The organism is Mycobacterium sp. SMC-13, assembly GCF_045311035.1.
GTDB lineage: Bacteria > Actinomycetota > Actinomycetes > Mycobacteriales > Mycobacteriaceae > Mycobacterium.
Window position 1 is genome coordinate 122,143 of record NZ_JBJIAI010000011.1, and the last position, 25,238, is coordinate 147,380.

General features: G+C 69.0%; 25 protein-coding genes. 18 read left to right on the plus strand and 7 right to left on the minus strand.

The features are described from left to right. Window positions 1–23: 23 nt before the first annotated feature. Window positions 24–680, minus strand: coding sequence for a 2-phospho-L-lactate guanylyltransferase (gene cofC, locus ACJH6I_RS17765; protein WP_374704297.1), 657 nt, complete (start codon window positions 678–680; stop codon window positions 24–26). A gap of 43 nt (window positions 681–723) precedes the next feature. On the opposite strand from cofC, the gene ACJH6I_RS17770 reads away from it, so the two are divergent. From ACJH6I_RS17770 to ACJH6I_RS17780, 3 genes are read left to right on the plus strand one after another with little or no spacing between them, the layout of a single operon-like run. Continuing rightward, window positions 724–1,722 (plus strand): NAD(P)H-dependent glycerol-3-phosphate dehydrogenase, encoded by a 999-nt coding sequence (locus ACJH6I_RS17770; protein ID WP_406784349.1) that lies wholly within the window; start codon window positions 724–726, stop codon window positions 1,720–1,722. Between the two features lie 4 nt (window positions 1,723–1,726). After that, window positions 1,727–2,830 (plus strand): cystathionine gamma-lyase, encoded by a 1,104-nt coding sequence (locus ACJH6I_RS17775; RefSeq protein WP_318985951.1) that lies wholly within the window; start codon window positions 1,727–1,729, stop codon window positions 2,828–2,830. Window positions 2,831–2,849: 19 nt separating this feature from the next. After that, window positions 2,850–3,959 carry a D-alanine--D-alanine ligase family protein gene (locus ACJH6I_RS17780; protein ID WP_318985952.1) on the plus strand — a complete coding sequence of 370 codons (1,110 nt, stop codon included), beginning with the start codon at window positions 2,850–2,852 and terminating at the stop codon, window positions 3,957–3,959. Here ACJH6I_RS17780 and ACJH6I_RS17785 read toward each other — a convergent pair. After that, on the minus strand, window positions 3,956–4,510 hold the full coding sequence (locus ACJH6I_RS17785; RefSeq protein ID WP_212811926.1) for a DUF3515 domain-containing protein: 555 nt from the start codon (window positions 4,508–4,510) through the stop codon (window positions 3,956–3,958). The two genes, ACJH6I_RS17780 and ACJH6I_RS17785, sit on opposite strands and share 4 nt — an antisense overlap. A gap of 69 nt (window positions 4,511–4,579) precedes the next feature. Between ACJH6I_RS17785 and ACJH6I_RS17790 the strand changes: the two genes are divergently transcribed. Continuing rightward, window positions 4,580–5,542 (plus strand): thiamine-phosphate kinase, encoded by a 963-nt coding sequence (locus tag ACJH6I_RS17790; RefSeq protein WP_318985953.1) that lies wholly within the window; start codon window positions 4,580–4,582, stop codon window positions 5,540–5,542. A 9-nt stretch (window positions 5,543–5,551) separates the two neighbouring features. Further along, window positions 5,552–6,235, plus strand: a complete 684-nt coding sequence (locus ACJH6I_RS17795; RefSeq protein WP_212811924.1) for a uracil-DNA glycosylase — start codon at window positions 5,552–5,554, stop codon at window positions 6,233–6,235. 193 nt (window positions 6,236–6,428) lie between these two features. On the opposite strand, the gene rpmB is transcribed toward ACJH6I_RS17795, so the two are convergent. Continuing rightward, window positions 6,429–6,623 carry a 50S ribosomal protein L28 gene (rpmB, locus tag ACJH6I_RS17800; protein WP_029105766.1) on the minus strand — a complete coding sequence of 65 codons (195 nt, stop codon included), beginning with the start codon at window positions 6,621–6,623 and terminating at the stop codon, window positions 6,429–6,431. A gap of 251 nt (window positions 6,624–6,874) precedes the next feature. Between rpmB and ACJH6I_RS17805 the strand changes: the two genes are divergently transcribed. The 3 genes from ACJH6I_RS17805 to ACJH6I_RS17815 are packed head-to-tail and all read left to right on the plus strand — an operon-like array spanning window position 6,875 to window position 11,495. Continuing rightward, window positions 6,875–8,566, plus strand: a complete 1,692-nt coding sequence (locus ACJH6I_RS17805; protein WP_318985954.1) for a DAK2 domain-containing protein — start codon at window positions 6,875–6,877, stop codon at window positions 8,564–8,566. A 2-nt stretch (window positions 8,567–8,568) separates the two neighbouring features. Further along, on the plus strand, window positions 8,569–10,791 hold the full coding sequence (recG, locus tag ACJH6I_RS17810; RefSeq protein ID WP_318985955.1) for an ATP-dependent DNA helicase RecG: 2,223 nt from the start codon (window positions 8,569–8,571) through the stop codon (window positions 10,789–10,791). Next, the gene (locus tag ACJH6I_RS17815) at window positions 10,788–11,495 is read left to right on the plus strand and encodes an HNH endonuclease family protein (RefSeq protein ID WP_318985956.1); all 708 of its coding nucleotides are present in this window, start codon (window positions 10,788–10,790) and stop codon (window positions 11,493–11,495) included. The genes recG and ACJH6I_RS17815 overlap by 4 nt, the downstream gene beginning before the upstream one ends. A gap of 323 nt (window positions 11,496–11,818) precedes the next feature. Here the strand turns inward: ACJH6I_RS17815 and ACJH6I_RS17820 are convergent, their stop codons facing one another. The 3 genes from ACJH6I_RS17820 to ACJH6I_RS17830 form a co-directional block, all read right to left on the minus strand. After that, window positions 11,819–12,199, minus strand: coding sequence for a hypothetical protein (locus ACJH6I_RS17820; RefSeq protein WP_318985957.1), 381 nt, complete (start codon window positions 12,197–12,199; stop codon window positions 11,819–11,821). A 381-nt stretch (window positions 12,200–12,580) separates the two neighbouring features. Further along, complete coding sequence (locus tag ACJH6I_RS17825; protein WP_318985958.1) at window positions 12,581–13,417, minus strand: aldo/keto reductase; 837 nt, start codon at window positions 13,415–13,417, stop codon at window positions 12,581–12,583. A gap of 5 nt (window positions 13,418–13,422) precedes the next feature. Then, window positions 13,423–14,271, minus strand: a complete 849-nt coding sequence (locus tag ACJH6I_RS17830) for an aldo/keto reductase (protein ID WP_318985959.1) — start codon at window positions 14,269–14,271, stop codon at window positions 13,423–13,425. On the opposite strand from ACJH6I_RS17830, the gene ACJH6I_RS17835 reads away from it, so the two are divergent. The 10 genes from ACJH6I_RS17835 to mutM all read left to right on the plus strand — a co-directional run bounded on the left by ACJH6I_RS17835 (window position 14,270) and on the right by mutM (window position 24,432). Continuing rightward, a complete protein-coding gene (locus tag ACJH6I_RS17835) occupies window positions 14,270–15,418 on the plus strand; it encodes an alpha/beta hydrolase (RefSeq protein ID WP_318985960.1) in 1,149 nt (382 codons plus the stop codon). The two genes, ACJH6I_RS17830 and ACJH6I_RS17835, sit on opposite strands and share 2 nt — an antisense overlap. A 48-nt stretch (window positions 15,419–15,466) precedes the next feature. Further along, window positions 15,467–16,300 carry a thioredoxin domain-containing protein gene (locus ACJH6I_RS17840; protein WP_212811916.1) on the plus strand — a complete coding sequence of 278 codons (834 nt, stop codon included), beginning with the start codon at window positions 15,467–15,469 and terminating at the stop codon, window positions 16,298–16,300. Continuing rightward, a complete protein-coding gene (locus tag ACJH6I_RS17845; protein WP_318985961.1) occupies window positions 16,297–16,905 on the plus strand; it encodes a vitamin K epoxide reductase family protein in 609 nt (202 codons plus the stop codon). The genes ACJH6I_RS17840 and ACJH6I_RS17845 overlap by 4 nt, the downstream gene beginning before the upstream one ends. A 34-nt stretch (window positions 16,906–16,939) precedes the next feature. Then, window positions 16,940–20,323 (plus strand): pyruvate carboxylase, encoded by a 3,384-nt coding sequence (locus ACJH6I_RS17850; protein WP_318985962.1) that lies wholly within the window; start codon window positions 16,940–16,942, stop codon window positions 20,321–20,323. Then, the gene (rsmD, locus tag ACJH6I_RS17855) at window positions 20,320–20,877 is read left to right on the plus strand and encodes a 16S rRNA (guanine(966)-N(2))-methyltransferase RsmD (RefSeq protein ID WP_212814854.1); all 558 of its coding nucleotides are present in this window, start codon (window positions 20,320–20,322) and stop codon (window positions 20,875–20,877) included. Before ACJH6I_RS17850 ends, rsmD begins: the two co-directional genes overlap by 4 nt. Before the next feature lie 43 nt (window positions 20,878–20,920). Next, complete coding sequence (gene coaD, locus ACJH6I_RS17860; protein WP_212811913.1) at window positions 20,921–21,397, plus strand: pantetheine-phosphate adenylyltransferase; 477 nt, start codon at window positions 20,921–20,923, stop codon at window positions 21,395–21,397. Window positions 21,398–21,484: 87 nt separating this feature from the next. After that, entirely contained in the window at window positions 21,485–22,222 is a 738-nt protein-coding gene (gene sepIVA / locus ACJH6I_RS17865) for a cell division protein SepIVA (RefSeq protein ID WP_020103794.1), read from the plus strand. 56 nt (window positions 22,223–22,278) lie between these two features. Continuing rightward, a complete protein-coding gene (locus ACJH6I_RS17870) occupies window positions 22,279–22,851 on the plus strand; it encodes a DUF177 domain-containing protein (protein ID WP_318985963.1) in 573 nt (190 codons plus the stop codon). After that, window positions 22,848–23,579, plus strand: coding sequence for a ribonuclease III (rnc, locus tag ACJH6I_RS17875; RefSeq protein ID WP_212811911.1), 732 nt, complete (start codon window positions 22,848–22,850; stop codon window positions 23,577–23,579). The genes ACJH6I_RS17870 and rnc overlap by 4 nt, the downstream gene beginning before the upstream one ends. Beyond that, window positions 23,572–24,432, plus strand: a complete 861-nt coding sequence (gene mutM / locus ACJH6I_RS17880) for a bifunctional DNA-formamidopyrimidine glycosylase/DNA-(apurinic or apyrimidinic site) lyase (RefSeq protein ID WP_318985964.1) — start codon at window positions 23,572–23,574, stop codon at window positions 24,430–24,432. The genes rnc and mutM overlap by 8 nt, the downstream gene beginning before the upstream one ends. Window positions 24,433–24,441: 9 nt before the next feature. Here the strand turns inward: mutM and ACJH6I_RS17885 are convergent, their stop codons facing one another. After that, the gene (locus tag ACJH6I_RS17885; RefSeq protein ID WP_318985965.1) at window positions 24,442–25,206 is read right to left on the minus strand and encodes a hypothetical protein; all 765 of its coding nucleotides are present in this window, start codon (window positions 25,204–25,206) and stop codon (window positions 24,442–24,444) included. Between the last annotated feature and the right edge of the window lie 32 nt (window positions 25,207–25,238).

Consider the following 25,238-nt stretch of genomic DNA (forward strand, 5'->3'; position numbering starts at 1 on the left):
ACATGGTTGGTGAACGCCGGTGGTCAGCCGACGATCCGCGTCGTGGCCGGGCCGACACCGAGCCGGCGCGCCGTCTCGAGGTCGTCCGGGGTGTCGATGTCACAGCGCAGGCCCGGCCAGTCACCCGGCAGTTCCACCGCGCCCGAATCGGCATGGCGCCGTGCGGAATCGGCGCCGAACTCGGGAACGAGTGGGGCACCGAAGGCGAACAGTGCCGCGGTGCCGGTCCGGTGCCGGTCGGCGATGAAACTGCGGGCATGCCGACTGGCGCCGGCGATCGCGTCGGCCAATTCCGCGGTGCGCAGCGCGGGCAGGTCACCTTGCAACACCGCGACGTTCGTCACCCGGTCCCGCAGCACGCGCTCGGTGGCGGCGAGTGCGTGATTCAACGGATCGGGGTGTCCGGCCGGCGTGGGGTCCAGCAGCACGCCGGCACCGAGTTCGCGCACCGCGGCGGCGGCGTCCGGGTCGGGCGTGACGACGGTCACCGAGCCGACGGCCGGCACGGCCAGGGCCGCGGTGATGGTGTCGAGCAGCATCGCGAGCACCACCTGCTCGCGCAGATCGCCGGCGAAAACCGGGGCCAGTCGGGTCTTGGCCGCGGCCAGCCGTTTCACCGCGATGATCAACCCGACACCGGCGCCATCGCCGGCCGTCTGCACCCTCGGGTCGCCGCTCATGACCGCCATACTGCCAAAGGGCCGGCGGGGCTACTGTTGACGCGTGGTGGAGGCAGCGGTGATGGGTGCCGGCGCGTGGGGGACGGCACTGGCTAAAGTCCTGGCGGACGCGGGCAACAATGTGACGTTGTGGGCGCGCAGCGCGGAGGTGGCGCGCGAGATCAACGAGACCCACCGGAACTCGAAGTATCTCGGTGACCGGACGCTGCCGGCGTCCATCAAGGCGACGGCGGATCCCGCCGAGGCGCTGACGGGCGCCTGCACCGTGCTGCTTGCGGTGCCGTCCCAGACGCTGCGCACCAATCTGACCGCCTGGACCGGATACCTCGGTGACGACACCACGCTCGTCAGCGTGGCCAAGGGCATCGAACTCGACAACCTGTTGCGTATGAGCCAGGTCATCGTCCAGGTCACAGGTGCCGATCCGAGCCGGGTCGCCGTCCTCAGCGGACCCAATCTGGCCAGTGAAGTCGTCGACGAGCAGCCGGCCGCCACGCTCATCGCGTGCACCGATTCGGGACGCGCGGTCGCGTTGCAGCGTGCCTTCGCCACCGGCTACTTCCGGCCGTACACCAGCGCCGACGTGATCGGCGCCGAAGTGGGCGGGGCCTGCAAGAACGTCATCGCGCTGGCCTGCGGGATGGCGGCGGGCGCCGGGTTCGGCGAGAACACCGCCGCCGCGATCATCACCCGCGGGCTGGCCGAGATCATGCGATTGGGAATCGCGCTCGGCGCCAAGGGCGTAACGCTGGCCGGGCTGGCCGGCGTCGGTGATCTGGTCGCCACCTGCACCTCGCCGCAGTCCCGCAACCGCAGCTTCGGTGAGCGCCTGGCGGGCGGCGGCACCATGGAGTCGGCGACGGCCGCGGCCAGCGGCAAGGTCGCCGAGGGCGTCACGTCCTGCCAGTCGGTGCTCGCGCTGGCCGAGAGTTACGACGTCGAGATGCCGCTGACCGACGCGGTGAACCGGGTGTGCCACAAGGGTTTGTCGGTGGACCAGGCGTTCGCGTTGTTGCTCGGCCGCAGCACCAAGCCGGAGTAAAGCCGTGGACGGCCAGCTCGGTGACTCCACCCGAAGCGTCAAAGCGACTGCATCACAACGAGTTCCAGGGCTACCGGTGGCGCCGCCGCCGGTTCCGGTGGCGGCGTACCACCTGTCCGACGATGAATCGGACGGTCTGGACTTCTACGGCCGCAACTCCAATCCGGCCTGGCGCCAACTGGAATCGGCCCTGGCCGAGCTGGAGGGCGCCACCTCGGCGCTGACCTTCTCCTCGGGGATGGCCGCCATATCGTCCGCGCTGCGGGTGCTGGCAACCCCCGGCACCACGCTGGTGGTCCCCGCCGACGGCTACTACCAGGTGCGCCGTTACGCGGCCGAGCATCTGGCGGCCCGCGGCGTCACCGTGATCGAGGCGACCGCCGCGCAGATGTACGACGCCGCCGCGGGCGCCGACGTCGTCCTCGCCGAATCGCCCGTCAACCCGACGCTGGATGTCGTCGACCTGCACCGGTTGTCCACGATCTGCCGCTCCCGCGGCGCGACCCTCATGGTGGACAACACCGCCGCGACCCCGCTGGGGCAGCGGCCGCTGTCGCTCGGCGCGGATCTGGTGGTGGCCAGCGCGACGAAAGGGCTGTCCGGGCACAGTGACCTGCTGGCGGGCTACGTCGCCGGGTGCCACCGCGAACTGATGGCCGCCATCGAACGGGACCGACTGCTGGCCGGCGCGATCCTCGGCCACTTCGAGGCCTGGCTGGCGCTGCGCAGCCTCGGCACCGCCGGTCTGCGGTTCGAGCGGCAGTGCGGCAACGCGCTCGCGCTGGCGATGACGCTCGACGCCCACCCCGCCGTGCGGACCGTGCGTTATCCGGGCCTGCCGACCGACCCGGCGCACCCCGTCGCCCGCGATCAGATGCGACGTTTCGGCGGCCTGATCGCGATCGAGCTGGCCGACGCCGCCGCCGTCCGGGAGCTGGTGAACCGCAGCCGGCTGCTGGTCGCGGCGACCAGTTTCGGCGGTATCCACACCTCGGTCGACAGGCGCGCACGCTGGGGCGATGCGGTCGAGCCGGGTTTTGCGCGGATATCGCTCGGCATCGAGGACACCGACGACCTACTGGCCGACATCACGGGTGCGCTGGGTTAGCCAGGTAGCCTCTCGGGTTGTGACTGCCCCTCAATCCTCAGGAGCCACCGGCCGTACCCGGGTCGCCGTCGTTTACGGCGGACGCAGTTCGGAGCACGCCATCTCCTGTGTTTCGGCCGGGAGCATCCTGCGCAACCTGGACCCGGACCGCTACGAGGTCGTCGCCGTCGGCATCACCCCGGAGGGTTCGTGGGTGCTGGGCGACGGTCGTCCGGAGACCCTCGCCATCACCGACGGGCAGCTGCCGGGTGTCACCGAGGCTTCCGGAACCGCGCTGACGCTCGCCGCCGATCCGAACCGCCGCGGTGAACTGCTGTCACTGCAGGACGGCGTCGCACAGGTGCTGACGGCCGTCGACGTCGTCTTCCCGGTACTGCACGGCCCGTACGGCGAGGACGGCACCATCCAGGGTCTGCTGGAACTGGCCGGGGTGCCGTACGTCGGCGCGGGTGTGCTGGCCAGCGCGGCCGGGATGGACAAGGAATTCACCAAGAAGCTGCTGGCCGCCGACGGCCTGCCGATCGGCGACCAGGTGGTGCTGCGGCCGCGCGACGTGACGCTGAGCCTCGACGACCGGGAACGTCTGGGACTGCCGGTGTTCGTGAAGCCGGCTCGCGGCGGATCGTCCATCGGTGTCAGCCGGGTTGCCTCGTGGGACGAGCTGGATCAGGCCATCGCCTATGCGCGCCAACATGATCCGAAGGTGATCGTCGAAGCCGCGATGCCGGGCCGCGAAGTGGAATGCGGCGTACTGGAGTACCCGGACGGCCGCGTCGCGGCCAGTGAGCTCGGCGAGATTCGCGTGGGTGGCGGGTTCTACGACTTCGCCACCAAGTACCTCGAGGACGCCGCCGAACTCGACGTGCCCGCCAAGGTCGACGACGAAACCGCCGACCAGATCAGGCAATTGGCCATCCGCGCGTTCAAGGCGCTGGACTGCCAGGGCCTGGCCCGCGTCGATTTCTTCCTCACCGAGAACGGGCCGGTGATCAACGAGATCAACACCATGCCCGGCTTCACCACCATCTCGATGTACCCGCAGATGTGGGCGGCCAGCGGAGTCGACTACGCCACGCTGCTCAGCGTCATGGTGGACACCGCGATCCGGCGGGGGACCGGCCTGCGCTAACGGGCCGGTGCCGGGTCCAGTGGCCGGGCCGGCATCACCTTTTCGATGAGCTCGGAGACGGTCTGGATCGGCGTCGGACCGGAGCCCTGCGGCAGCGTCAGCGCGACGTAGGTGGCCGGCGTGCCGTGATCGACGGCGTACCAGGTGCTGGCGCTCGGACCGCTGGCTTCGAACCACGACACCGCATTCACCATCTGCAGCGGCGCGCCGACCACGAAATCGTCGGGCCGCTCGACACCGCAGCGCAGCACCACGGTGTCGATGCCGGTCGGGCCCAGCCAGGCGGCGGCCCCGGGCGGGGCGGGGTCGGCGAGCGTCGCCCGCCGGAAGTCGCCCATGGTGTCCGGCAGTGTCGCGAGGAGCGCCCGGCACTGGTCGCTGTCGGCCTGCGGTGCCGGGGCACCGGCGAGCGGGAGCGCGACGGGCTCGTCGGCAGGGGCCTGCCGCAGCGCGGCATACGCGAGCAGACCGACGATCGCGGCGACCGCCACGACGACGGCCGCGATGAGGGCGCCGCGCGGCGGGCCATCCGGATCGTCGGGTTCGGTCATGACGGCCACTCTAGAGCGCCCGTCGCCCGGGGCGGCCGACGGCGGTGAGCCTGCATAGACTCCACCACCATGACCAGCGCGGAATCCGGGGAGACCCTGGCGGGGCTCGGCGAGTTCGCGGTGATCGGACGGATAACCGCCCGCCGCACCCAGCCCGCCGAGGTCGTCGTCGGCCCGGGTGACGATGCCGCGCTGCTGACGGTCCCCGACGGCCGGATCGTGGTGTCCACCGACATGCTGGTCGAGGGCCGGCATTTCCGGCTGGACTGGTCCACGCCGCATGACGTGGGGCGCAAGGCAATTGCGCAGAATGCCGCCGACATCGAAGCCATGGGCGGCCGGGCGTACGCGTTCGTCGTCGGTTTCGGGGCGCCGGTCGATACCGAGGTTGCGGACGCCCAACGCCTGTCCGACGGATTATGGTCGGAGGCAACGAAATTCGGTGCCGGCATCGTCGGCGGCGACCTGGTGGCCGCGCCGCAGTGGGTGATCTCGGTGACGGTTCTGGGCGATCTGGGCGGCCGCTCGCCCGTCCTGCTGTCCGGTGCGCAACCGGGCGACACCGTCGCGGTGATCGGTGAGCTCGGCTGGTCGGGTGCCGGATACACCTTGTGGCAGGCCGGTATTCACGAGTTCGACGAGCTGCGCCGACGGCATCTGGTGCCGCAGGTGCATTACGGAGCGGGCGCGGCCGCCGCAGCGGCCGGCGCGACGGCGCTGACGGACGTGTCTGACGGCCTGGTCGCCGACCTCGGCCACATCGCGGCGGCTTCCGGTGTGGCGATCGACCTGTCGATGGCAGCGCTCGCGGCCGACGTGGCGACGTTGACGCCGGCGGCCGCGATGGTGGGTGGCGATGCCCGCGATTGGGTGCTCGGCGGCGGCGAGGACCACGTGCTGGTCGGCACCTTCGGGGGCGCGCTGCCCGCGGGCTGGCGGGCGATCGGGACGGTCGGGCCCGGGGAGCCGCGCGTGACGGTCGACGGCGCGTCTTGGCATGGAGCCGCCGGCTGGGAATCGTTCGGTCAGTAAGGTACTGGCGTGACTGCCCGACCCCTGCGCGAACTGATCGACCCCGGCTGGGCCGCGGCCCTGGAACCCGTCGCGCCGCAAATCGCCGCGATGGGTGAATTCCTGCGCGCCGAGAACGCGGCGGGCCACGGCTATCTGCCGGCGGGGGAGAATGTGTTGCGCGCCTTCACCTTCCCCTTCGACGAGGTGCGGGTGCTGATCGTCGGCCAGGACCCCTATCCGACCCCCGGGCATGCCGTCGGGCTGAGTTTCTCGGTGGCGCCCGACGTGCGGCCGCTGCCGCGCAGCCTGTCCAACATCTTCACCGAGTACACCGCCGACCTGGGTTACGAGCCGCCCAGTTGCGGTGACCTGAGCCCGTGGTCGAAGCAGGGCGTCATGATGCTGAACAGGGTGCTGACGGTCCGGCCGGGCAATCCCGCGTCGCACCGCGGGAAAGGCTGGGAGGCCGTCACCGAGTGCGCGATCAACGCCCTGATCGCGCGGCCGCAGCCGCTCGTGGCGGTGTTGTGGGGCCGGGACGCGCAGACTCTCAAGCCCATGCTCACCGGCGAACGCTGCGCGAGCATCGAATCGGTGCACCCGTCGCCGCTGTCGGCGTCGCGCGGGTTCTTCGGGTCCCGGCCGTTCAGCCGGGCCAACGAGCTGCTGACGCGCCTCGGCGCGGAACCCATCGACTGGCGCCTGCCTTAACCAATTCCCCGCGAGCGGCCGTGTCTGCACGGCGACACGCCGATTTTGGTGTGCACGATGCGGCCGCTCGTGGCTGGTGAGCGGCCGCGAACCGTCTGAAGACACACGAAAGCGCTGCACGGGTTTCGTGCAGCGCCCTGGTGTGAAGCTTTCAGTTGTCAGGCGGGATCAAGCCGCCCGGCGGTAGCCGAAACTAGCCGCGGGTGACCTTGCCGGCCTTGAGGCAGGAGGTGCAGGCGTTGACGCGCTTGCGGTTGCCGCCCGGACGATCCACGGCACGCACGGTCTGGATGTTCGGATCCCAGCGGCGGTTGGTCCGACGGTGGGAGTGCGAGACGGACATGCCGAAGCCCGGTCCCTTTCCGCAGATGTCGCACACGGCGGCCATGAAGAACTCCTCGAAAATCAGTACTTGGGGTCTGAGTCCGACGGCCACAGGGTTGTGCGGCGCGAACAGACAACCTGACCAGGATACCGGGCGGCCCGACGATCACCAAAATGGGTCTGGTGGCCGGTGTTCCACGGGAGCTGGTCAGGAGATTTGTCGGGGCCAGTGGCTAGGCTGGCGGGGCGCCGAGGGGCACCCGGCGGGGCGACTGGAGAATCGGGGTGAACCCGGGCGGACGCGATGGAGGTCACATGTCAGCTGGCGTGGGTCGCACACCCCGTCCGCTGGATGGGATCGCCTTACGTGACTGGGCTCATACCGCGGTCCTGCATCTCATCGCCCACACCGACGAGATCAACCGGCTGAACGTCTATCCCGTCGCGGATTCCGACACCGGCACCAACATGTTGTTCACCATGCGTGCCGCCGCCGCGCAGGCCGACGAGGCCGTGAACGCGGCGGGCAACGACGTGGTGGCCGTCTCGGCCGCGTTGTCGGCCGGGGCGCTGCACGGCGCCCGCGGCAACTCGGGCGTCATCCTGTCCCAGATCCTCCGCGGCGTGGCGGACGTGGTGGCCGAGGCCGCATTGCAACGTGGTGAGGACCGGGAGTGCGGCGAGATCACGGCGCCGGAATTCACCGCGGCCCTGCACCACGCCCAGGTATTGGCCGTCGCCTCGGTCGGGCAGACCGTGCCGGGCACCATCGTGTCGGTGCTGCAGGCGGCCGCGCTGGAAGCCGAGAGCCTGGACGGCGTGACCGACCTCGCGACCATGGCGGCCGCCGTCTCGGACGCCGCCGCGGTGGCGCTCGAGCGCACCCCCGATCAGCTCGACGTGCTCGCGGAAGCGGGCGTCGTCGACGCCGGCGGGCGCGGTCTGCTGGTCCTGCTCGATGCCCTGACTGCGACGCTGTCCGGCAGCTCGACGCCCCGGCCGCAGTACCAGCCGGGCCACTCGCGGACAGCGCACGGCGACGGCCACCACGATCACGACCATCATGACCACCACGAAATCAACGGCGCGCCACCACAATTCGAGGTGATGTACCTGCTGGGTGACTGCGACCCGGACAACGTCGAGGTGTTGCGGGCCCGGCTGGTGCGGCTCGGTGAATCCGTTGCCATCGCCACCGCCGTCGCCGGCGGCCAATACAGCGTGCACGTACACGCCGACGACGCCGGCGCCGCGATCGAGGCCGCTCTCGATCTGGGCGCTGTCAGCAGGATTCAGGTCACCGCGCTGCTCGGGGCCGCCGGGGCCCGGCCGTCGGGCGGCTGGAGCCGCGACCGTGCCGTGCTGGCGATCGTCGACGGCGACGGCGCGGGGGAGTTGTTCGGCGGCGAGGGTGCGCACGTGCTGCGGCCCGACGGCGGACCGGTCAGCGCGCAGCAGTTCCTCGCCGGGCTGGTCGGCACGGGTGCCGCGCAGATCATGGTGTTGCCCAACGGTTTTCTGGCCGCCGAGGAATTGGTGGCCGGTTGCGCCACGGCGATCAGCTGGGGCATGGACGTCGTGCCGGTACCGGCCGGATCCATGGTGCAGGGACTGGCCGCGCTGGCCGTGCACGACCCCACCCGGCAGGCCGTCGACGACGGTTACAACATGGCGCGCGCCGCGGCGGGCGCCCGGCACGGCTCGGTACGGATCGCCACCGAGGCGGCGCTGACCTGGGCCGGCCGGTGCCGCCCGGGCGACGGACTGGGCATCGCCGGTGACGAGGTGCTGATCGTCGGGCACGACCTGGTCAGTGCCGCCAGCGGGCTCATCGACCTGCTGCTGTCGTCGGGCGGAGAACTGGTCACGGTGCTGACCGGCGCCGGCGTCGACGCCGAGGTGGGCGTCGCGCTGGCCGAGCATGTGCGCCAGGAACACCTGGCGGCCGAGTTGGTGACCTATCACACCGGTCACCGCGGCGATGCGCTTCTGATAGGGGTGGAGTAGCGGTGGTCGCGCTGACCGACTCACTGGTGCACGTACTGGGCGCGAAATCGGCTGCGCCGCTGGAAGAATTCCTCGGTATCCGCACCGTCAACGATCTGTTGCGGCACTACCCGCGCAAGTACAGCCAGGGCATGACGGTGCTCGGCGAGGACACCGAGCTGCCGGAAGAAGGCGACCACGTCACGTTCGTCGACGTCATCACCAAAGCGGAGACGCGCTGGACCAACCGGGCGCCCAAGCGCGAATACCTGGTGGTGACCTTGGGCAACCGCAACCCGAAGGTCACCGCAACCTTCTTCAACGCCAAGTTCCTCAAGAAGTCACTCGTCGAGGGCACCCGCGTGATGCTGTCGGGCGTGGTCGGATTCTACGGGCGCACAATGCAATTGACGCATCCCGCGCACCTCGTGCTGGGTTCCGGGGCCGGCCGCACGTTCGGTTCGCCGGCGCTGAAGAAGATCGCCGACGCCTCCGAGAAGATGCACGGCGAACTCCAGATGTCGGCGTTCGAGCGGGAGTTCTTCCCGATCTACTCGGCGTGCGCGAAGGTGCAGAGCTGGGACATCTACGCGTGCATCCTGCAGGTCCTCGCCGTGCTGGACCCGATAGCCGATCCGCTGCCGGAATCCATCCGGGCGCAGCGGGGCCTGATCTCGGAGGACCAGGCGCTGCGCGACATTCACCTCGGCGAGCGCGAAGCCGATCGCGAACAGGCCAGGGAGCGGCTGACTTTCGACGAGGCCGCCGGGCTGCAGTGGGCGCTGGCCGCCCGCCGGCACGGCACCCAATCACAGTCCGGTCCGCCGGCACCGCCGATCGACACCGGTCTCGCGGCCGCCCTGCGTGACCGGCTGCCGTTCGAACTGACCGCGGGTCAACGTGACGTGCTCGAGGTGCTGTCGGCAGAGTTGTCCGAGTCGAGGCCGATGAATCGGATGCTGCAGGGTGAGGTCGGCTCGGGCAAGACCATCGTCTCTCTGATCGCCATGCTGCAGATGGTCGACGCCGGATACCAGTGCGCGCTGCTCGCGCCGACGGAAGTGCTTGCCGTGCAACACGCGCGGTCGGTTCGCGACGTGCTGGGACCGCTCGCCATGGCGGGCCAGCTCGGTGCCCCCGATGATGCAACCTCGGTGGCGCTGCTGACCGGGTCCATGACCGCGCAGCAGAAGCGCCAGGTGCGCGAGGAAGTGTCGAGCGGGCGGGCCGGCATCGTGATCGGCACCCACGCCCTGCTGCAGGACGCCGTGGAATTCGACCGGCTCGGCATGGTGGTGGTCGACGAGCAGCACCGGTTCGGGGTGGAGCAGCGAGATCGGTTGCGTGCCAAGGCCCCCGACGGTCTGACGCCACACCTGCTGGTCATGACCGCCACCCCGATCCCGCGCACCGTGGCGCTGACGGTGTACGGGGACCTGGAGACCTCCACCATGCGGGAGCTGCCGCGCGGCCGGCAGCCGATCGACACCAAGACCATCTTCGTCACCCAGAAACCGGCGTGGCTCGACCGGGCGTGGGCCCGCATCCGTGAAGAGGTCGCGGCGGGACGGCAGGCCTACGTGGTGGCCTCCCGGATCGACGAGAACGACAAGACGGGCGACGAGAAGAATCAGGCCGGACCGCCGCCGGTGACGGTCGTCGAGCTGTACAACAAGCTGCGGGCCGGGCCACTGAAGGACCTCAAGCTGGGGCTCATGCACGGCCGGCTGCCCGGTGACGAGAAGGACGCCATCATGTCGGCCTTCCGCGCCGGACAGATCGACGTGCTGGTGTGCACCACCGTCATCGAGGTCGGCGTCGACGTGCCCAACTCGACGGTCATGGTCGTGATGGACGCGGACCGCTTCGGCATCAGCCAGCTGCACCAGCTGCGCGGCCGCATCGGCCGCGGCTCGCACGCCAGCTTGTGCCTGCTCGCGACGAAGCTGCCGCCGGGATCGAAAGCCGGTGCCCGGCTGGAGGCGGTGGCCGGCACCCTCGATGGCTTCGAACTGGCCGATCTCGACCTGCAGGAGCGCCGCGAAGGCGACGTCCTCGGTCTCAACCAATCCGGACGGGCCGGGCATCTGCGGTTCCTGTCGCTGGCCGATCACCAGGAAGTCATCGAGTCGGCCCGCGCCTTCTGTCAGGCGGCCTACGCGCAGAATCCGGATGATCCGGGCATGTCCGCACTCGCCGCCCAATTCGTCGACACCGATCGCGTCGAGTACCTGGACAAGGCGTGAAGCGCCTGCTGTGGTTGGTGGCGGCTGTGGTGCTGGCGGTGGTGGTGGCCATCCAGGTCGGCACGGCCGACGAACCGGCGGCGGTCGCCGATGGTGTCGACGGCGCCGTCGTCCCGACCATCGCTCCCGGCACCGACATCCTGGCGGGCCTGGCCGTCATCCCGCGGCGGGTGCGTGACCCGAACTACCGGCGCGCGGCGTTCGGCGAGCCCTGGACCGACGACACTTCGGCGCCCGAGGGCCACAATGGCTGCGACACCCGCAACGACATCCTGAACCGGGATCTCACCGACAAGACCATCGTGTCGATCAAGCGCTGCCCGCAGGCGGTGAAGACCGGCGTCCTCCGCGACCCCTACACCAACGACACCATCGCATTCACCCGCGGCAACCAGATCGGTGCCGCGGTGCAGATCGACCACATCGTGCCGCTCGCGCTGGCCTGGGACCTCGGCGCCAGGGACTGGAATGACGAACTCCGGCTGCGGTTCGCCAACGATCCGGCGAATCTGCTCGCGGTGTCGGGAAAAGCGAACCAGGACAAGGGCGACAAGCAGCCCTCGGACTGGATGCCGCCGAACCACGGCTTCTGGTGCCAGTACGCCGTGCAGTACATCGCGGTGCTGCGTGGCTATGGGCTGCCCGTGGACGCGCCGTCGGTGCCCGTCCTGCGCGATGCCGCGGCCACCTGCCCGGTGAACTAGGTCAGCTGGTTCCAGTACATCGCCGAGATTCCGCGATTTCGTTGCCGGTATGAGCGATTCCGCACAAAAAAGAGCAGGGAATCGTTTGCTGGCATTCCTGAGATCAGTGGAACCGCTAATTTCGAGCCGAGGCGGTGGGAATTGCGCAGATATTGGTTGCCGAGCTACCACGTCTCGGCAACCAATATCTGCTCATACGACCACGGCGAAATGACCGATGACGGGGCGACTGAATTTCGGGTCGAAATGCCGTCAATTCAGCAATCGGTCAACAATTCGCCGCAGCCTGATGCCAAATTCGCTCCTGTCTGTTGCGGTATCCGTTAGCGGCGTCCGAAAATGCCGCCGATCGTCTTCAGGGTGCCGTTGAGTGCGCCGGCGACGGTCTTGGTGGTGCCATCGAGTGCGCCCGCGGCCGTTTTGGTGGTGTTGTGCAGTCCGCCCGCGACGGTCTTGGTGGTGCCGTCGAGGTCGGCGGCGACGGTGTGGGTGGTGCCGTTGAGGTCAGCGGCCAGCGTCTTGGTGGTGCCGTGGAGCGCACCGGCCACTGTCTTCACCGTGCCGTCGAGTGCGCCCGCGATGCCGCCCACCGGGCTGCCCGCGGCTGCCGCCCTCGCGCTCGAGGTGGGTGCGTTGCTGTGGCCCGCCACACCGGTGGTGGAGGTGTCGGCCTGTGCTGTGCCCGCTCCGAATGTGAATAGCAATGCGCCCATGCCAATTGTTGCCGCACCCAATAGCAAGCGCTGGGAGAAGCGACCAATTGTCGGAGCCGTTAATTGCGAAGTGCTCTTGAATGAATGAACCATTTCTCGAACCCCCTGCTCGATGATGTCTGGTTGCGCCGGAATAAATGGACGCAATATCAAATTAACGCACCGGGGGTAATAGTGGGATAGTTAACACGAATCAATTGCTGCGAGTTTTTCCACAATCGACCCACGTGACCCACTGGGCACATCTGTGACAAGGCAGCCCAGGCGCCCGTCGCGACTACCCAAATTCGTTCGCGCCAAACACAAATGGTCGTCCTCCCCGATGGGAGAACGACCACTTGTGTCGGTATCGGTTGATGAACCGCCGGTGCCTCAGATGCCGGTGTAGGTGGCCGGGTCCGGGCGGTAGCGCGTGCCGTCGTCCAACCCGTTCAGGGCGTCCATGTGCTCGGCGGCCAGCTCGAAGCCGAACACGTCGAGGTTCTCGGCGATGCGCTCCGGCGACGACGAGCGGGGGATGACCGAGTTGCCGAGCTGCAGGCTCCACCGGATCAGCACCTGGGCCGGGGTCTTGCCGTACTCGGCGGCGACGGACTGCACGGTCGGGTGGGTCAGCAGGTTCCCGACGCCCAGCGGGCTGTAGGCCTGCGTGACGATGCCGCGCTCGGCGTGCACCGCGCGCAGCGCCGACTGGTTGAGCAGGGGGTGCAGCTCGATCTGGTTGACCACCGGGCTGACGTAGCTCAGGTCGATGATGGTCGACAGGTCCTCGTCCGAGAAGTTGCAGACGCCGATGGACTTCGCGGTGCCGTCGTTGTGCAGCTTGATCAGGGCGCCCCAGCTGTCCACGTACTTGCTGATGTCGCCGGCCGGCCAGTGGATCATGTACAGGTCCACGTACTCCATGCCCAGCTTCTCCAGGCTGACCTTGAAGGCGTCCTGACCGGCCTGGAAACCCTGGTCGGCGTTGGCCAGCTTGGTCGTCACGAAGATCTCGGCGCGCGGGATACCCGACGACGCGATGGCCCGCCCGACGGCTTCCTCGTTGCCGTAGACGGCGGCGGTGTCGATCAGGCGGATGCCCATCTCGAGCGCAGCCGAGACGGCGCGCTCGGTGTCGGCGTCCGACAGCTCGGCGACACCGAGGCCGAGCGCCGGGATCGTGTTGTCGTCGTGGAGCGCCACATTGGGAATCTCTGCGGAGGCCATGTCACCTACCCTGTGAAGTTGAATGTTCGTGGATCCGGGCCCAGGCGGGTGCCGTTGTCGAGGGTCGCGATGGACGCGATGTCCGCTTCGCTCAGCTCGAAATCAAACACGTCGAAATTGCTCGCAATCCGGTCTGGGTTCACCGATTTCGGGATGACGATATTACCCAGCTGTATATGCCACCTAATCAGCACCTGTGCTGGCGTTTTTCCGTGTCGCTCCGCGATGGTGGTGACGATCGGGTCCGCGAGCAGGGAACCCTGGCCCAGCGGGCTCCAGGCCTCGGTGGCGATGCCGTAGCGGGCGTGCGTTTCCCGCAGTTCGGCCTGCGGTAGCCGCGGATGCAGCTCGATCTGGTTCACCGCGGGCACGATCCCGGTGGCGTCGATGAGCAGTTTGAGGTGCTCGGGCTCGAAGTTGCTGACGCCGATCGCGCGGATCCGGCCCTGGTCGCGCAGGTGGGCGAAAGCCTTGAACGTGTCGATGAACAGGTTCTGGGCGGGCGTCGGCCAGTGGATCAGGTACAGGTCGAGGTAATCGAGCCCCAACCGCGCCATGCTGGCGTCGAACGCGGCGAGGGTCTTCTCATAACCCTGGTCGGAGTTCCACAGCTTGGTGACGATGAAGACGTCCTCGCGCGGAATGCCGGAGGCGGCGACGGCCCGGCCGACGCCGTCCTCGTTGCCGTAGGCCGCGGCGGTGTCGATATGGCGATATCCGGCGTGCAATGCTGCACTGACGGCGCGTTCGGTGTCCTCGGCCGGTGTCTGCCACACCCCGAGACCCACCACGGGAATGGACGTACCGTCGTTGAGCGTCAGTGTTGGACTCGGAGCACCTGAAGGATCAGCCATGACAATGAGCATGCCAGGCGACGCTGAGCTGTCGGCAGCGACAACCGACGCCGAACTGGTCGTCCGGCCCGAGCATCCGGTCGGACGGCCCAACCGCCTGCGCCTGGCGGTCCTGACCCGGGCCGGCGGCATCGCCCTGCGCGTCCTCCCCAAGATTCCCGACCGGCTGAAGCGCGTGCTGCTCGGCGGGCGTCGCGTCACGATCGACGGCAACACCCTGGACACCACCCTGCAGCTGATGCTGGCGGCGCAGAACGCCACCGGCGCCGGGGGCCTGGTCGTGAGCAGCGACATCAACGTCTCGCGCACTCAGCTGCTGGCGTTGTCGCAGTACCTCGACCCGGCCATCGCCGTGACGACGAGCGACTTCACGGTTCCCGGTCCGGTCGAACCCCTGCGCGCCCGGCACTACCGGGCCGACACCACCGGGCCCGCGCCGCTGCTGGTCTTCTTCCACGGCGGCGGATTCGTCGTCGGCGGCATCGAGTCGCATGACGGGCTGTGCCGGCTCATCAGCCGGGACGCCGGCGTGCACGTCGTCTCCGTCGAGTACCGGCTGGCCCCCGAGCACCCGGCTCCGGCCGCCTCCGACGACTGCTACGCCACCTATCTCTGGTGTGTGGAGAATGCGGCGCGGCTGGGCGCCGACCCGGCAAGGATCGCCGTGGGTGGCGACAGCGCCGGCGGCAACCTGGCGGCCGTCGTCTCTCAGCTGGCCCGGAACAACCGCGCGCCGCTGCCGGCCCTGCAGTTGCTGATCTATCCGGTCACGAATTTCGCGGGCGACACCCGGTCGAAGGTGCTGTTCGCCGACGGCTACTTCCTGAGCAAGGTCGACATGGACTGGTTCCGGGCCAACTACCTCGCCGAATCGGCGCTCGATCCGGCGGATCCGCGGGTGTCGCCGCTGCTGGCCGACGATCTGTCGGGTCTGCCGCCCGCGCTCGTGCTCACCGGTGGGTTCGATCCGCTGCGCGACGAAGGCGACGCCTACGCCGCGGCACTGGCCGCCGCCGGCGTGCCGGTGGACCACCGCAGGTACGGATCCCTGGTCCACGCCTTCGCGAACTTCTTCCCGCTCGGCGGCGACAGCGCGGTCGCGACGGCGGACTTCATCTCCGCGTTCCGGGCACACCTCACCCGCTGAGGTACGGCTCCGGCCGAGTTCGGGGACGGCGTCGGTACCCTTGACGCCGTGCCGTCGAAATCGTCGAAGTCATCGAAGAACGCCAGCTATGACCTGAAGGCTGCGGACCGCAAGCGGGACTGGGTGGTCAAGGGCGGGCTGACCGCGCTTGTCATCATCTTCGCGGTGGTACTGGTGGCGTACATCGTCATGAACGGCAAGCCCAAGGCCGACCCGCACAAGGTGCAGGCGGTCCAGATCGCGGCGAGCAACGTCGTCACCAACCCCGGCACCAAGGACCCGAAGGTCACCCTCGCGATCTACGAGGATTTCCTCTGCCCGGTCTGCGGTGTCTTCGAGAAGACGTACGGCCCGACCATCGCCAAGCTGATCGACAACGGCGACATCGCCGTCGACTACAACATCGTCTCGATCATCGGCCGTGGTGACCCGAAGTCGTACTCGACGCGCGCCGGCGCCATGGCTTACTGCGTCGCCGACGAGGACAAGGCCGCGTTCCGGCGATTCCACGAAGCGCTGTACAAGAACCAGCCCGAGGAGACCGCGGCGACGTTCCCCGACAACGCCAAGCTGCTCGAGTACGCACGCCAGTCCGGTGTCGCCGTCGGCCCGAACGATCCGGTCAGCAAGTGCGTCGAGAACGGCGTCTACACCGAGATGGTCAACAACATGGCCCGCAACGCCGAGATTCAGGGCACCCCGACCATCAAGATCAACGGCACCGAGACCAGCCTGGTCCCGAACGGCGACCCGAACAGCCTGATCGAGAAGATCAAGGCCGTCGCGCCGGATCTGCCGAACCTGCCCGCCGCACCGGCAGCCCCCGCCGCTCCGGCCCCGGGTGCCCCGGCACCGCAGCCCGCTCCGGCACCGCACCAGTGACCGACGTCGACACGTCGCAGCGGCAGGTGGGGGTGGCGGTCAGCCGCCCCGCCGCCGTCTGGATTCTCCTCGCCGGCATCATCGGCGAGGTCGCCGCGTTCGTGCTGACCGTCGAGAAGGTCCGGCAGCTGCAGAACCCGTCGTACGTCCCGTCGTGCAGCATCAACCCGGTGCTGTCCTGCGGGTCGGTGATGCTGACCAAACAGGCCTCGCTGTTCGGATTCCCGAACCCGCTCCTGGGCATCGCCGCCTTCAGCGTGGTGATCGTGACCGGCGTGCTCGCCGTCGCGGGCGTGCGGCTGCCGCGGTGGTACTGGGCGGGTCTGGCCGGTGGCACGCTGCTGGGTGCGGTGTTCGTGCACTGGCTGATCTACCAGAGCCTGTACGAGATCGGCGCCCTGTGCCCGTACTGCATGGTGGTCTGGGTCGTCACCATGGCGCTGCTGATCGTGGTGGCGTCAATTGCGTTGCGGCCCTTGGCTGCTGGCAACAAAGTGGTGGACACCCTGTACCAGTGGCGGTGGCCGCTGTATGCCGTGTGGATCACCGCGATCGCCCTGCTGATCCTTGATCGATTCTGGAGTTATTGGTCCACGCTGATCTAGTGCTTCAGCTGGCCGTAACCGCTAGGGTCACTGGGTGATTTCCAAACTCCTGGTGGCCAACCGCGGTGAGATCGCGATCCGGGCCTTTCGCGCAGCCAACGAACTGGGTATCGCCACCGTCGCGGTGTACCCGTTCGAAGACCGCAACTCGCTGCATCGGCTCAAGGCTGACGAGTCGTATCAGATCGGGGAGAAAGGCCATCCGGTCCGGGCGTACCTGAACGTCGACGACATCGTCGCCACCGCGTTGGCATGCGGCGCCGACGCGATCTACCCGGGCTACGGCTTCCTGTCGGAGAACCCCGAACTGGCGGCCGCCTGCGCCGCCGCGGGCATCACTTTCGTCGGGCCCAGCTCCGACATTCTCGAACTGACCGGCAACAAGGCGCGCGCCATCGAATCGGCCCGCGCCGCGGGGCTGCCCGTGCTGGCCTCGTCGGAGCCGTCGTCGTCGGTCGACGACCTCCTCGCCGCCGCCGAGCAGATGCAGTTCCCGTTGTTCGTCAAGGCCGTCGCCGGTGGTGGTGGCCGCGGTATGCGCCGCGTGGCCGACCCGGCCGACCTGCGCGAAGCCATCGAAGCGGCGTCCCGCGAAGCCGATTCGGCCTTCGGTGACCCGACGGTGTTCCTGGAGCAGGCCGTCGTCAACCCGCGGCACATCGAGGTGCAGATCCTCGCCGACACCCACGGCAACGTCATGCACCTGTTCGAGCGCGACTGCAGCGTCCAGCGCCGGCACCAGAAGGTCATCGAACTGGCGCCCGCGCCGAACCTGGATCCCGAACTGCGGGAGCGCATGTGCAACGACGCCGTGGCCTTCGCACGGCAGATCGGCTACACGTGCGCCGGCACCGTCGAGTTCCTCGTCGACCAGCGCGGCCAGCACGTGTTCATCGAGATGAACCCGCGCATCCAGGTCGAGCACACCGTCACCGAGGAGATCACCGCGGTCGACCTCGTCGCGTCGCAGTTGTGTATCGCCTCCGGCTCGTCGCTCGAGGAGCTGGGTCTGAGCCAGGAGACCATGCAGGCCCGCGGCGCCGCGCTGCAGTGCCGCATCACCACCGAGGATCCCGCCAACGGCTTCCGGCCCGACACCGGCCGCATCACCGCCTACCGCACCCCGGGTGGCGCCGGCATCCGGCTCGACGGCGGCACCAACCTCGGTGCCGAGGTGTCGGCGCACTTCGATTCCATGCTGGTCAAATTGACCTGTCGCGGAAGGGATTTGACGACGGCCGTGGCGCGCGCCAAGCGGGCGCTGGCCGAGTTCCGCATCCGCGGCGTCTCGACGAACATCCCGTTCCTGCAGGCGGTGCTCGACGACCCCGACTTCGTCGCCGGCAAGGTGACGACGTCGTTCATCGACGAGCGCCCGCAGCTGCTGACCGCGCGCAGCAGCGCCGACCGTGGCACCAAGATCCTCAACTACCTGGCCGATGTGACGGTCAACCAGCCGCACGGGCCGCGGCCGGCGGCGGTGTACCCGCGCGACAAGCTGCCCGCCGTCGACCTGAAGGCGGCGCCGCCCGCGGGGTCGAAGCAGCGGCTGGACGAGCTGGGGCCGGAAGGCTTCGCGCGCTGGCTGCGTGACACCCCGGCCGTGGGCGTCACCGACACCACCTTCCGCGACGCGCACCAGTCGCTGCTCGCCACCCGCGTGCGGTCCACGGGCCTGCTGGAGATCGCGCCCTACATCGCCCGGTCGACGCCGCAGCTGCTGTCGGTCGAGTGCTGGGGTGGCGCCACATATGATGTGGGCCTTCGCTTCCTGAAGGAGGATCCGTGGGAGCGCCTGGCCGCACTGCGTGAGGCGATGCCCAACATCTGTCTGCAGATGCTGCTGCGCGGCCGCAACACCGTCGGCTACACGCCGTACCCGGAGCTGGTGACATCGGCGTTCGTCGAAGAGGCCACGGCGACCGGCATCGACATCTTCCGGATCTTCGACGCGCTCAACAACGTCTCGTCGATGCGTCCCGCCATCGAGGCGGTGCGCGAAACCGGTTCCGCGGTGGCCGAAGTCGCGATGTCCTACACCGGCGACCTGATGAATCCCGGCGAGACGATCTACACGCTGGACTACTGGCTCAAGCTTGCCGACGAGATCGTCGAAGCCGGTGCGCACGTGCTGGCCATCAAGGACATGGCCGGTCTGCTGCGACCGCCGGCCGCGGCAAAACTGGTGTCGGCGTTGAAGTCTCGCTTCGACCTGCCGGTGCACGTGCACACCCACGACACCCCGGGCGGGCAGCTGGCGACGTACATGGCCGCCTGGCAGGCCGGCGCCGACGCGGTCGACGGTGCCTCGGCGCCGCTGGCCGGGACCACCAGCCAGCCCGCGCTGTCGTCCATCGTCGCGGCGGCCGCGCACACGCAGTACGACACCGGCCTGTCGCTGGAGGCGGTCTGCGACCTCGAGCCGTACTGGGAGGCGCTGCGCCGGGTCTACGCGCCGTTCGAGTCCGGCCTGCCGGCGCCGACCGGCCGCGTCTACACCCACGAAATCCCCGGTGGCCAGCTGAGCAACCTGCGCCAGCAGGCCATCGCGCTGGGCCTGGGGGACCAGTTCGAGGAGATCGAGAACGCCTACGCCGGTGCCGACCGCATCCTCGGCCGCCTGGTGAAGGTGACACCGTCGAGCAAGGTGGTCGGTGACCTGGCCCTGTCGCTGGTCGGTGCGCACGTCACCGCCGATGACTTCGCGGCCGACCCGTCGCGCTACGACATCCCGGACAGCGTCATCGGATTCCTGCGCGGCGAGCTGGGTGACCCGCCCGGCGGCTGGCCGGAGCCCTTGCGCAGCAAGGCATTGGAGGGCCGCGGCCCGGCCCGGCCCGAGCAGCAGCTGACCGCGGAGGACGAGGCCCAGCTGGCGACCCCCGGTCCCGTGCGCCAGGGTGCCCTGAACCGGCTGCTGTTCCCCGGCCCGACGAAGGAGTTCCTGGCGCACCGCGAGGAGTACGGCGACACCTCGAGGCTGAGTGCCAACCAGTTCTTCTACGGCCTGCGCCGCGGCGAAGAGCACCGCGTGCAGCTGGAGAAGGGCGTCGAGCTGCTCATCGGCCTGGAAGCGGTGTCCGAGCCCGACGAGCGCGGCATGCGTACCGTGTTGTGCCTGATCAACGGGCAGCTGCGGCCCGTACTGGTGCGTGACCGCGCCATTGCCGCGGACGTGCCGGCTGCCGAGAAGGCCGATCGCACCAACCCGGACCATGTCGCTGCCCCGTTCGCGGGTGTCGTCACGGTCGGCGTCGCGGTCGGTGACCAGGTCGATGCGGGCCAGACCATCGCCACCATCGAGGCCATGAAGATGGAGGCGGCCATCACCGCACCCAAGGCCGGTACCGTCGCGCGGATCGCCGTCACCCCCACCGCGGGCGTGGAAGGTGGCGATCTGCTCGTGGTGATCAGCTGACCCGGATCATCGGCGGCCGCCACGGCGGCCGCCGGATCTCGGTGCCCGCCAAAGGGACTCGGCCGACGACGGATCGGGTCCGCGAGTCGCTGTTCAACGTGCTGGCGGCCCGGGTGGACTTCGACGGGGCCCGGGTGCTCGACCTGTACGCCGGATCGGGGGCGCTCGGATTGGAGGCGCTGTCGCGCGGTGCGGCGTCGGCCCTGTTCGTGGAGGCCGACCGGCGCGCCGCGGCGGTGATCTCGCGCAACATCGCCGAACTCGGGGTCGACGGCGCCGTCGTGCGGTGCGGGACGGCGTCCAGCGTGACGGCGACGACGGCGCCGCGGCCGGTGGACCTGGTGTTCGCGGACCCGCCCTACGACGTGCCGGCCGCCGACGTGGAAGCCGTTGTCGGGCAACTCGTTTCGGGCGGCTGGCTGGCCGAGGGTGCCGTCGCGGTGATCGAGCGCCCGGCGTCCGGCCCAGCGCTCGTCTGGCCGGCCGGCTGGACCGTGCTGAAGGAGCGGCGCTACGGCGACACCCGACTGGAAATGGCGGAGTGGGCCGGCTGACCAGTCGGGCCTGAGCCGGCTGCGCCTTGTACCGTCATGGGCTATGAGTGGTGCGGTCTGCCCGGGATCCTTCGATCCGATAACCCTTGGTCACCTCGATGTCTTCGAGCGGGCGGCGGCCCAGTTCGACGAGGTGGTGGTGGCGGTGCTGGTGAACCCCAACAAGAAGGGCATGTTCACCGCCGAGGAACGCATCGCGATGATCACCGAGGCGACGTCGCACCTGCCGAACCTGCGCGCCGAGGCCGGGTCGGGGCTCGTCGTCGACTTCGCCCGGGCGCGCGGGCTGACGGCCATCGTCAAGGGCCTGCGCACCGGGACCGACTTCGAGTACGAGCTGCAGATGGCGCAGATGAACCGGCACGTCGCCGGCGTCGATACCTTCTTCGTCGCGACCAAGCCGCAGTTCTCGTTCGTGTCGTCGTCGTTGGCCAAGGAGGTGGCGGCCCTCGGCGGCGATGTCACGGACCTGCTGCCCGCGGTGGTGAACAAGCGCCTGCAGGCCAAGCTGGCCGGATAGGTCGCGACACACCGGTCGGCAAAGCCGAGTCACACGAGTAACAACAGGCACACTGGTAACAACCAACTACGCCTGGAGGATGTTGCCGTGTACCGAGTATTTGAGGCGCTGGACGAGCTCGGCGCGATCGTGGAAGAGGCACGCGGAGTGCCGATGACCGCGGGCTGCATGGTGCCGCGGGGCGATGTTCTGGAACTGCTCGACGACATCAAGGACGCGATCCCGGGCGAACTGGACGACGCCCAGGACGTCCTCGACGCGCGCGACGGGATGCTGCGCGAGGCCAAGCAGCATGCCGACTCGATGGTGTCGTCGGCCACGGCCGAGGCGGATTCGCTGGTCAACCACGCCCGCGCCGAGGCGGACCGGCTGCTGGCCGACGCGAAGGCGCAGGCCGACCGGATGGTCTCCGAGGCGCGTGCGCACAGCGAGCGCATGGTCGTCGAGGCCCGCGAAGAGGCCAACCGGATCGCCAGCACCGCCAAGCGCGAGTACGAGGCCAGCACCAACCGGGCCAAGGCCGAGGTCGACCGGCTGCTCGAGAGCGGCAACCTGTCCTACGAGAAGGCCGTGCAGGAGGGCATCAAGGAGCAGCAGCGCCTGGTGTCCGAGACCGAGGTGGTTCAGACCGCCCACGCCGAGGCCACCCGCATGATCGATTCCGCGCACGCCGAGGCCGACCGCCTGCGGGGCGAGTGCGACATCTACGTCGACACCAAGCTCGCCGAGTTCGAGGAGCACCTCCAGGGCACCCTGCGCTCGGTCAGCCGGGGCCGGCACCAGCTGCGCACCGCCGCCGGCACGCACGACTACGCCCAGCGCTGAACCGCTTTGCGGGAATGGCGTCCGGTCGACGATCGGCGCCGACGTAGGATTGAGCAATGCCTGGCCCGAGTCCGCTGACCATTGACATCGCCCGATTGGGCCGCCGGCCCGGGTCGATGATCACGCACGTCGAAACCGTGCCCAGTCCCGAGCGGATCGGTCTGGATCTGATGGCGATCGCGCCCGGGGCGCCCATCGAACTCGATCTGCAACTGCAGTCGGTGTCCGAGGGCGTGCTGGTGACGGGATCGGTGTCCGCGCCGACCACCGGCGAGTGCTCGCGGTGCCTCAACCCGCTGTCCGGGCACGTCACCGTCGACCTCACCGAGCTGTTCGCATATCCCGACAGCACGACCGAGGCCACCACCGAGGAAGACGAGGTCGGCCACGTCGTCGACGACGCCGTGGATCTCGAACAGTCGATCATCGACGAGGTCGGGCTGACGCTGCCGTTCTCGCCGTTGTGCACACCGGACTGCCCGGGACTGTGCCCGGATTGCGGTGTGCGCCTGCTCGACGCCGAACCGGGCCATCACCACGACAAGATCGACCCGCGGTGGGCGAAGTTGTCGGCGCTGCTGCCGGAAACCTCCGACTCCGACGGGGCCTCGTCGGAGGACGGTTCGTGACGGTAGATCGTGCGCCGCTGCTGGCAGCGCTGGGCGTGCAGTTGCCCGACGATCTGCTGACCGTGGCGCTGACCCACCGCAGCTACGCGTATGAGAACGGCGGTCTGCCGACCAACGAGCGGCTGGAGTTCCTGGGCGACGCCGTGCTCGGATTGGTGATCACGGCCGAGATTTTCCGCCGCTACCCGGACCGCAGTGAAGGCGAGCTGGCCAAGCTCAAGTCCGCGGTGGTCAACACCCAGGCGCTGGCCGAGATCGCGCGCAGCCTCACTCCCGACGGGCTGGGCAGCTACCTGCTGCTGGGCCGCGGCGAGATGGCCAGCGGCGGCGCCCAGAAGGCGAACCTGCTGGCCGACGGACTCGAGTCACTGCTCGGTGCCACGTATGTCGAGCACGGCCATGAGGTGGCCCAGACCGTGGTGATGGGGCTGTTCAGCGCCGCGCTCGACACCGCGGCGAGCCTCGGTGCGGGTCTGGACTGGAAGACCAGCCTGCAGGAGTTGTCCGCGGCCCGCCGGATCGGCGTCCCGTCCTACGTCGTGACGTCCACCGGTCCGGAGCACGACAAGGAGTTCACCGCGCGCGCGGTGGTGGGCGGCGTCGACTACGGCGAAGGTACGGGGCGCACCAAGAAGGAAGCCGAACAGCACGCCGCCGCGGCGGCGTACCAGGCGCTTGAGGCCAGTCCCGCGGTCGATCCCGACGCTGACGCCGTCAGCAATGCCTGAGCTGCCCGAGGTCGAGGTCGTCCGCCGCGGCCTCGAAACACATGTCGTGGCAAAGGGTTTCACCACGGTACGGGTGCTGCACCCGCGCGCGGTGCGACGGCACGACAACGGTCCGGCGGATCTGGCCGGTCGGCTGGCCGGGCGCCGGATCACCGGGACGGGCCGCCGCGGAAAGTACCTGTGGCTGACCCTCGACGGTGACGAGGCGCTGGTGGTGCACCTGGGCATGAGCGGCCAGATGCTGATCGGGCCGCCGGCGCGGCCGTCGCACCTGCGCATCGCGGCCGTGCTCGACGACGGTACCGAGCTGAGTTTCGTCGACCAACGGACGTTCGGTGGCTGGCAGGTGTGCGATCTGGTCGAGGTCGACGGCAGCGTCGTGCCCGTGCCGGTGGCGCACATCGCCCGGGATCCGCTGGATCCCGCATTCGATCCGGACGCCGTGGTGAATGTGTTGCGCCGCAAGGACTCCGAGATCAAGCGCCAGCTGCTGGACCAAACCGTGGTGTCCGGTGTCGGCAACATCTATGCCGACGAATCGCTGTGGCGGGCGCAGGTCAACGGCTTCCGCCCGGCCTCGGCGTTGGCGCGCCGCCGGCTCGGGGAGCTCCTCGTCCACGCGGCGGATGTGATGAATTCGGCTCTGGCACAGGGCGGTACGTCATTCGACTCGCTGTACGTCAACGTCAATGGCGAGTCCGGGTACTTCGACCGCTCACTGGACGCCTACGGCCAGGAAGGAGAGCCGTGCCGCCGCTGTGGCACGGCGATCCGGCGGGAGAAATTCATGAACCGCTCGTCGTACTACTGCCCGAAATGCCAACCGCGGCCACGCATCCCGCGCCCGATCTGACGGCCCGGGCTACTTCAGCCCGGGAATGCCCTTGAACTTCGGCGAATCGGTCATGCAGAACTTCCACTCGCCGCCTTCTTTGCGCAGTGGAACGTTCGTGACCCCGGTGGACGAGCTGACGTTCACCGTCGCCCGATCTCCGTTGACGTTGATGTCGGTGATCTCGGCGCGTTTGGTCGAACCGGGGCCGGCGTCGCCGTCGCTGCCCTTGCCGAACTTGCCCGCGATCGAGGGCACCTTGTCGTACAGCTTCACGTCGTTCGCGCAGGAGTGCGCCTTGAAGTCGTCGAAGGTCTCGATCTGCGACGTCATCAGGTCGCGGATCTTCTCCTCGTCCGACGACGACCCGCCGCCGATCGTCACCTCGCTACTGCCGGACGCCGAATCCGAGCCGGAGTCGGAGCGCGTGGCCACCGCCGCGAAGACGACGCCGATCACGAGGACGACGGCGAAGATCCCGGCGCCGATGAGCGCCCATTTGCGGGTGTTGTTGGGCGGGGTGGGCGGCGGGAACCCCGGTTGCCCCGGGAATCCCGGCCCCATCGGGTAGCCGGGCGGCGGTCCGTAGACCGGTTGACCGTAGGCGGGCTGCCCGTACTGCGGCTGTCCATACGCCGGCTGTCCGTACGCGGGTTGGCCGTACGTGGGTTGGCCGTAGGCCGGCTGCCCGTAGGCCGGTGGACCGTACGCGGGCTGGCCGTATCCCTCGGTCGGCTGCTGTGGCGGCTGCCAGGGCTGGGCGCCCGGATCAGAGCCGGACGGGGGATAGGTCATGTCTACGCGCTCCCTGTGGACTGTGCTTGGTG

What these genes read in the sequence shown, in the direction of transcription:
- ACJH6I_RS17790 (WP_318985953.1), top strand. Translation starts at nt 4,580, where the DNA reads ATGACCAGCGCGGAATCCGGGGAGACCCTGGCGGGGCTCGGCGAGTTC.
- mutM (WP_318985964.1), top strand. Translation starts at nt 23,572, where the DNA reads ATGCCTGAGCTGCCCGAGGTCGAGGTCGTCCGCCGCGGCCTCGAAACA.
- cofC (WP_374704297.1), bottom strand. Translation starts at nt 680, where the DNA reads ATGAGCGGCGACCCGAGGGTGCAGACGGCCGGCGATGGCGCCGGTGTC.
- ACJH6I_RS17870 (WP_318985963.1), top strand. Translation starts at nt 22,279, where the DNA reads ATGCCTGGCCCGAGTCCGCTGACCATTGACATCGCCCGATTGGGCCGC.
- ACJH6I_RS17885 (WP_318985965.1), bottom strand. Translation starts at nt 25,206, where the DNA reads ATGACCTATCCCCCGTCCGGCTCTGATCCGGGCGCCCAGCCCTGGCAG.
- coaD (WP_212811913.1), top strand. Translation starts at nt 20,921, where the DNA reads ATGAGTGGTGCGGTCTGCCCGGGATCCTTCGATCCGATAACCCTTGGT.
- ACJH6I_RS17830 (WP_318985959.1), bottom strand. Translation starts at nt 14,271, where the DNA reads ATGGCTGATCCTTCAGGTGCTCCGAGTCCAACACTGACGCTCAACGAC.
- rpmB (WP_029105766.1), bottom strand. Translation starts at nt 6,623, where the DNA reads ATGGCCGCCGTGTGCGACATCTGCGGAAAGGGACCGGGCTTCGGCATG.
- ACJH6I_RS17835 (WP_318985960.1), top strand. Translation starts at nt 14,270, where the DNA reads ATGACAATGAGCATGCCAGGCGACGCTGAGCTGTCGGCAGCGACAACC.
- ACJH6I_RS17785 (WP_212811926.1), bottom strand. Translation starts at nt 4,510, where the DNA reads ATGACCGAACCCGACGATCCGGATGGCCCGCCGCGCGGCGCCCTCATC.
- ACJH6I_RS17825 (WP_318985958.1), bottom strand. Translation starts at nt 13,417, where the DNA reads ATGGCCTCCGCAGAGATTCCCAATGTGGCGCTCCACGACGACAACACG.
- ACJH6I_RS17805 (WP_318985954.1), top strand. Translation starts at nt 6,875, where the DNA reads ATGTCAGCTGGCGTGGGTCGCACACCCCGTCCGCTGGATGGGATCGCC.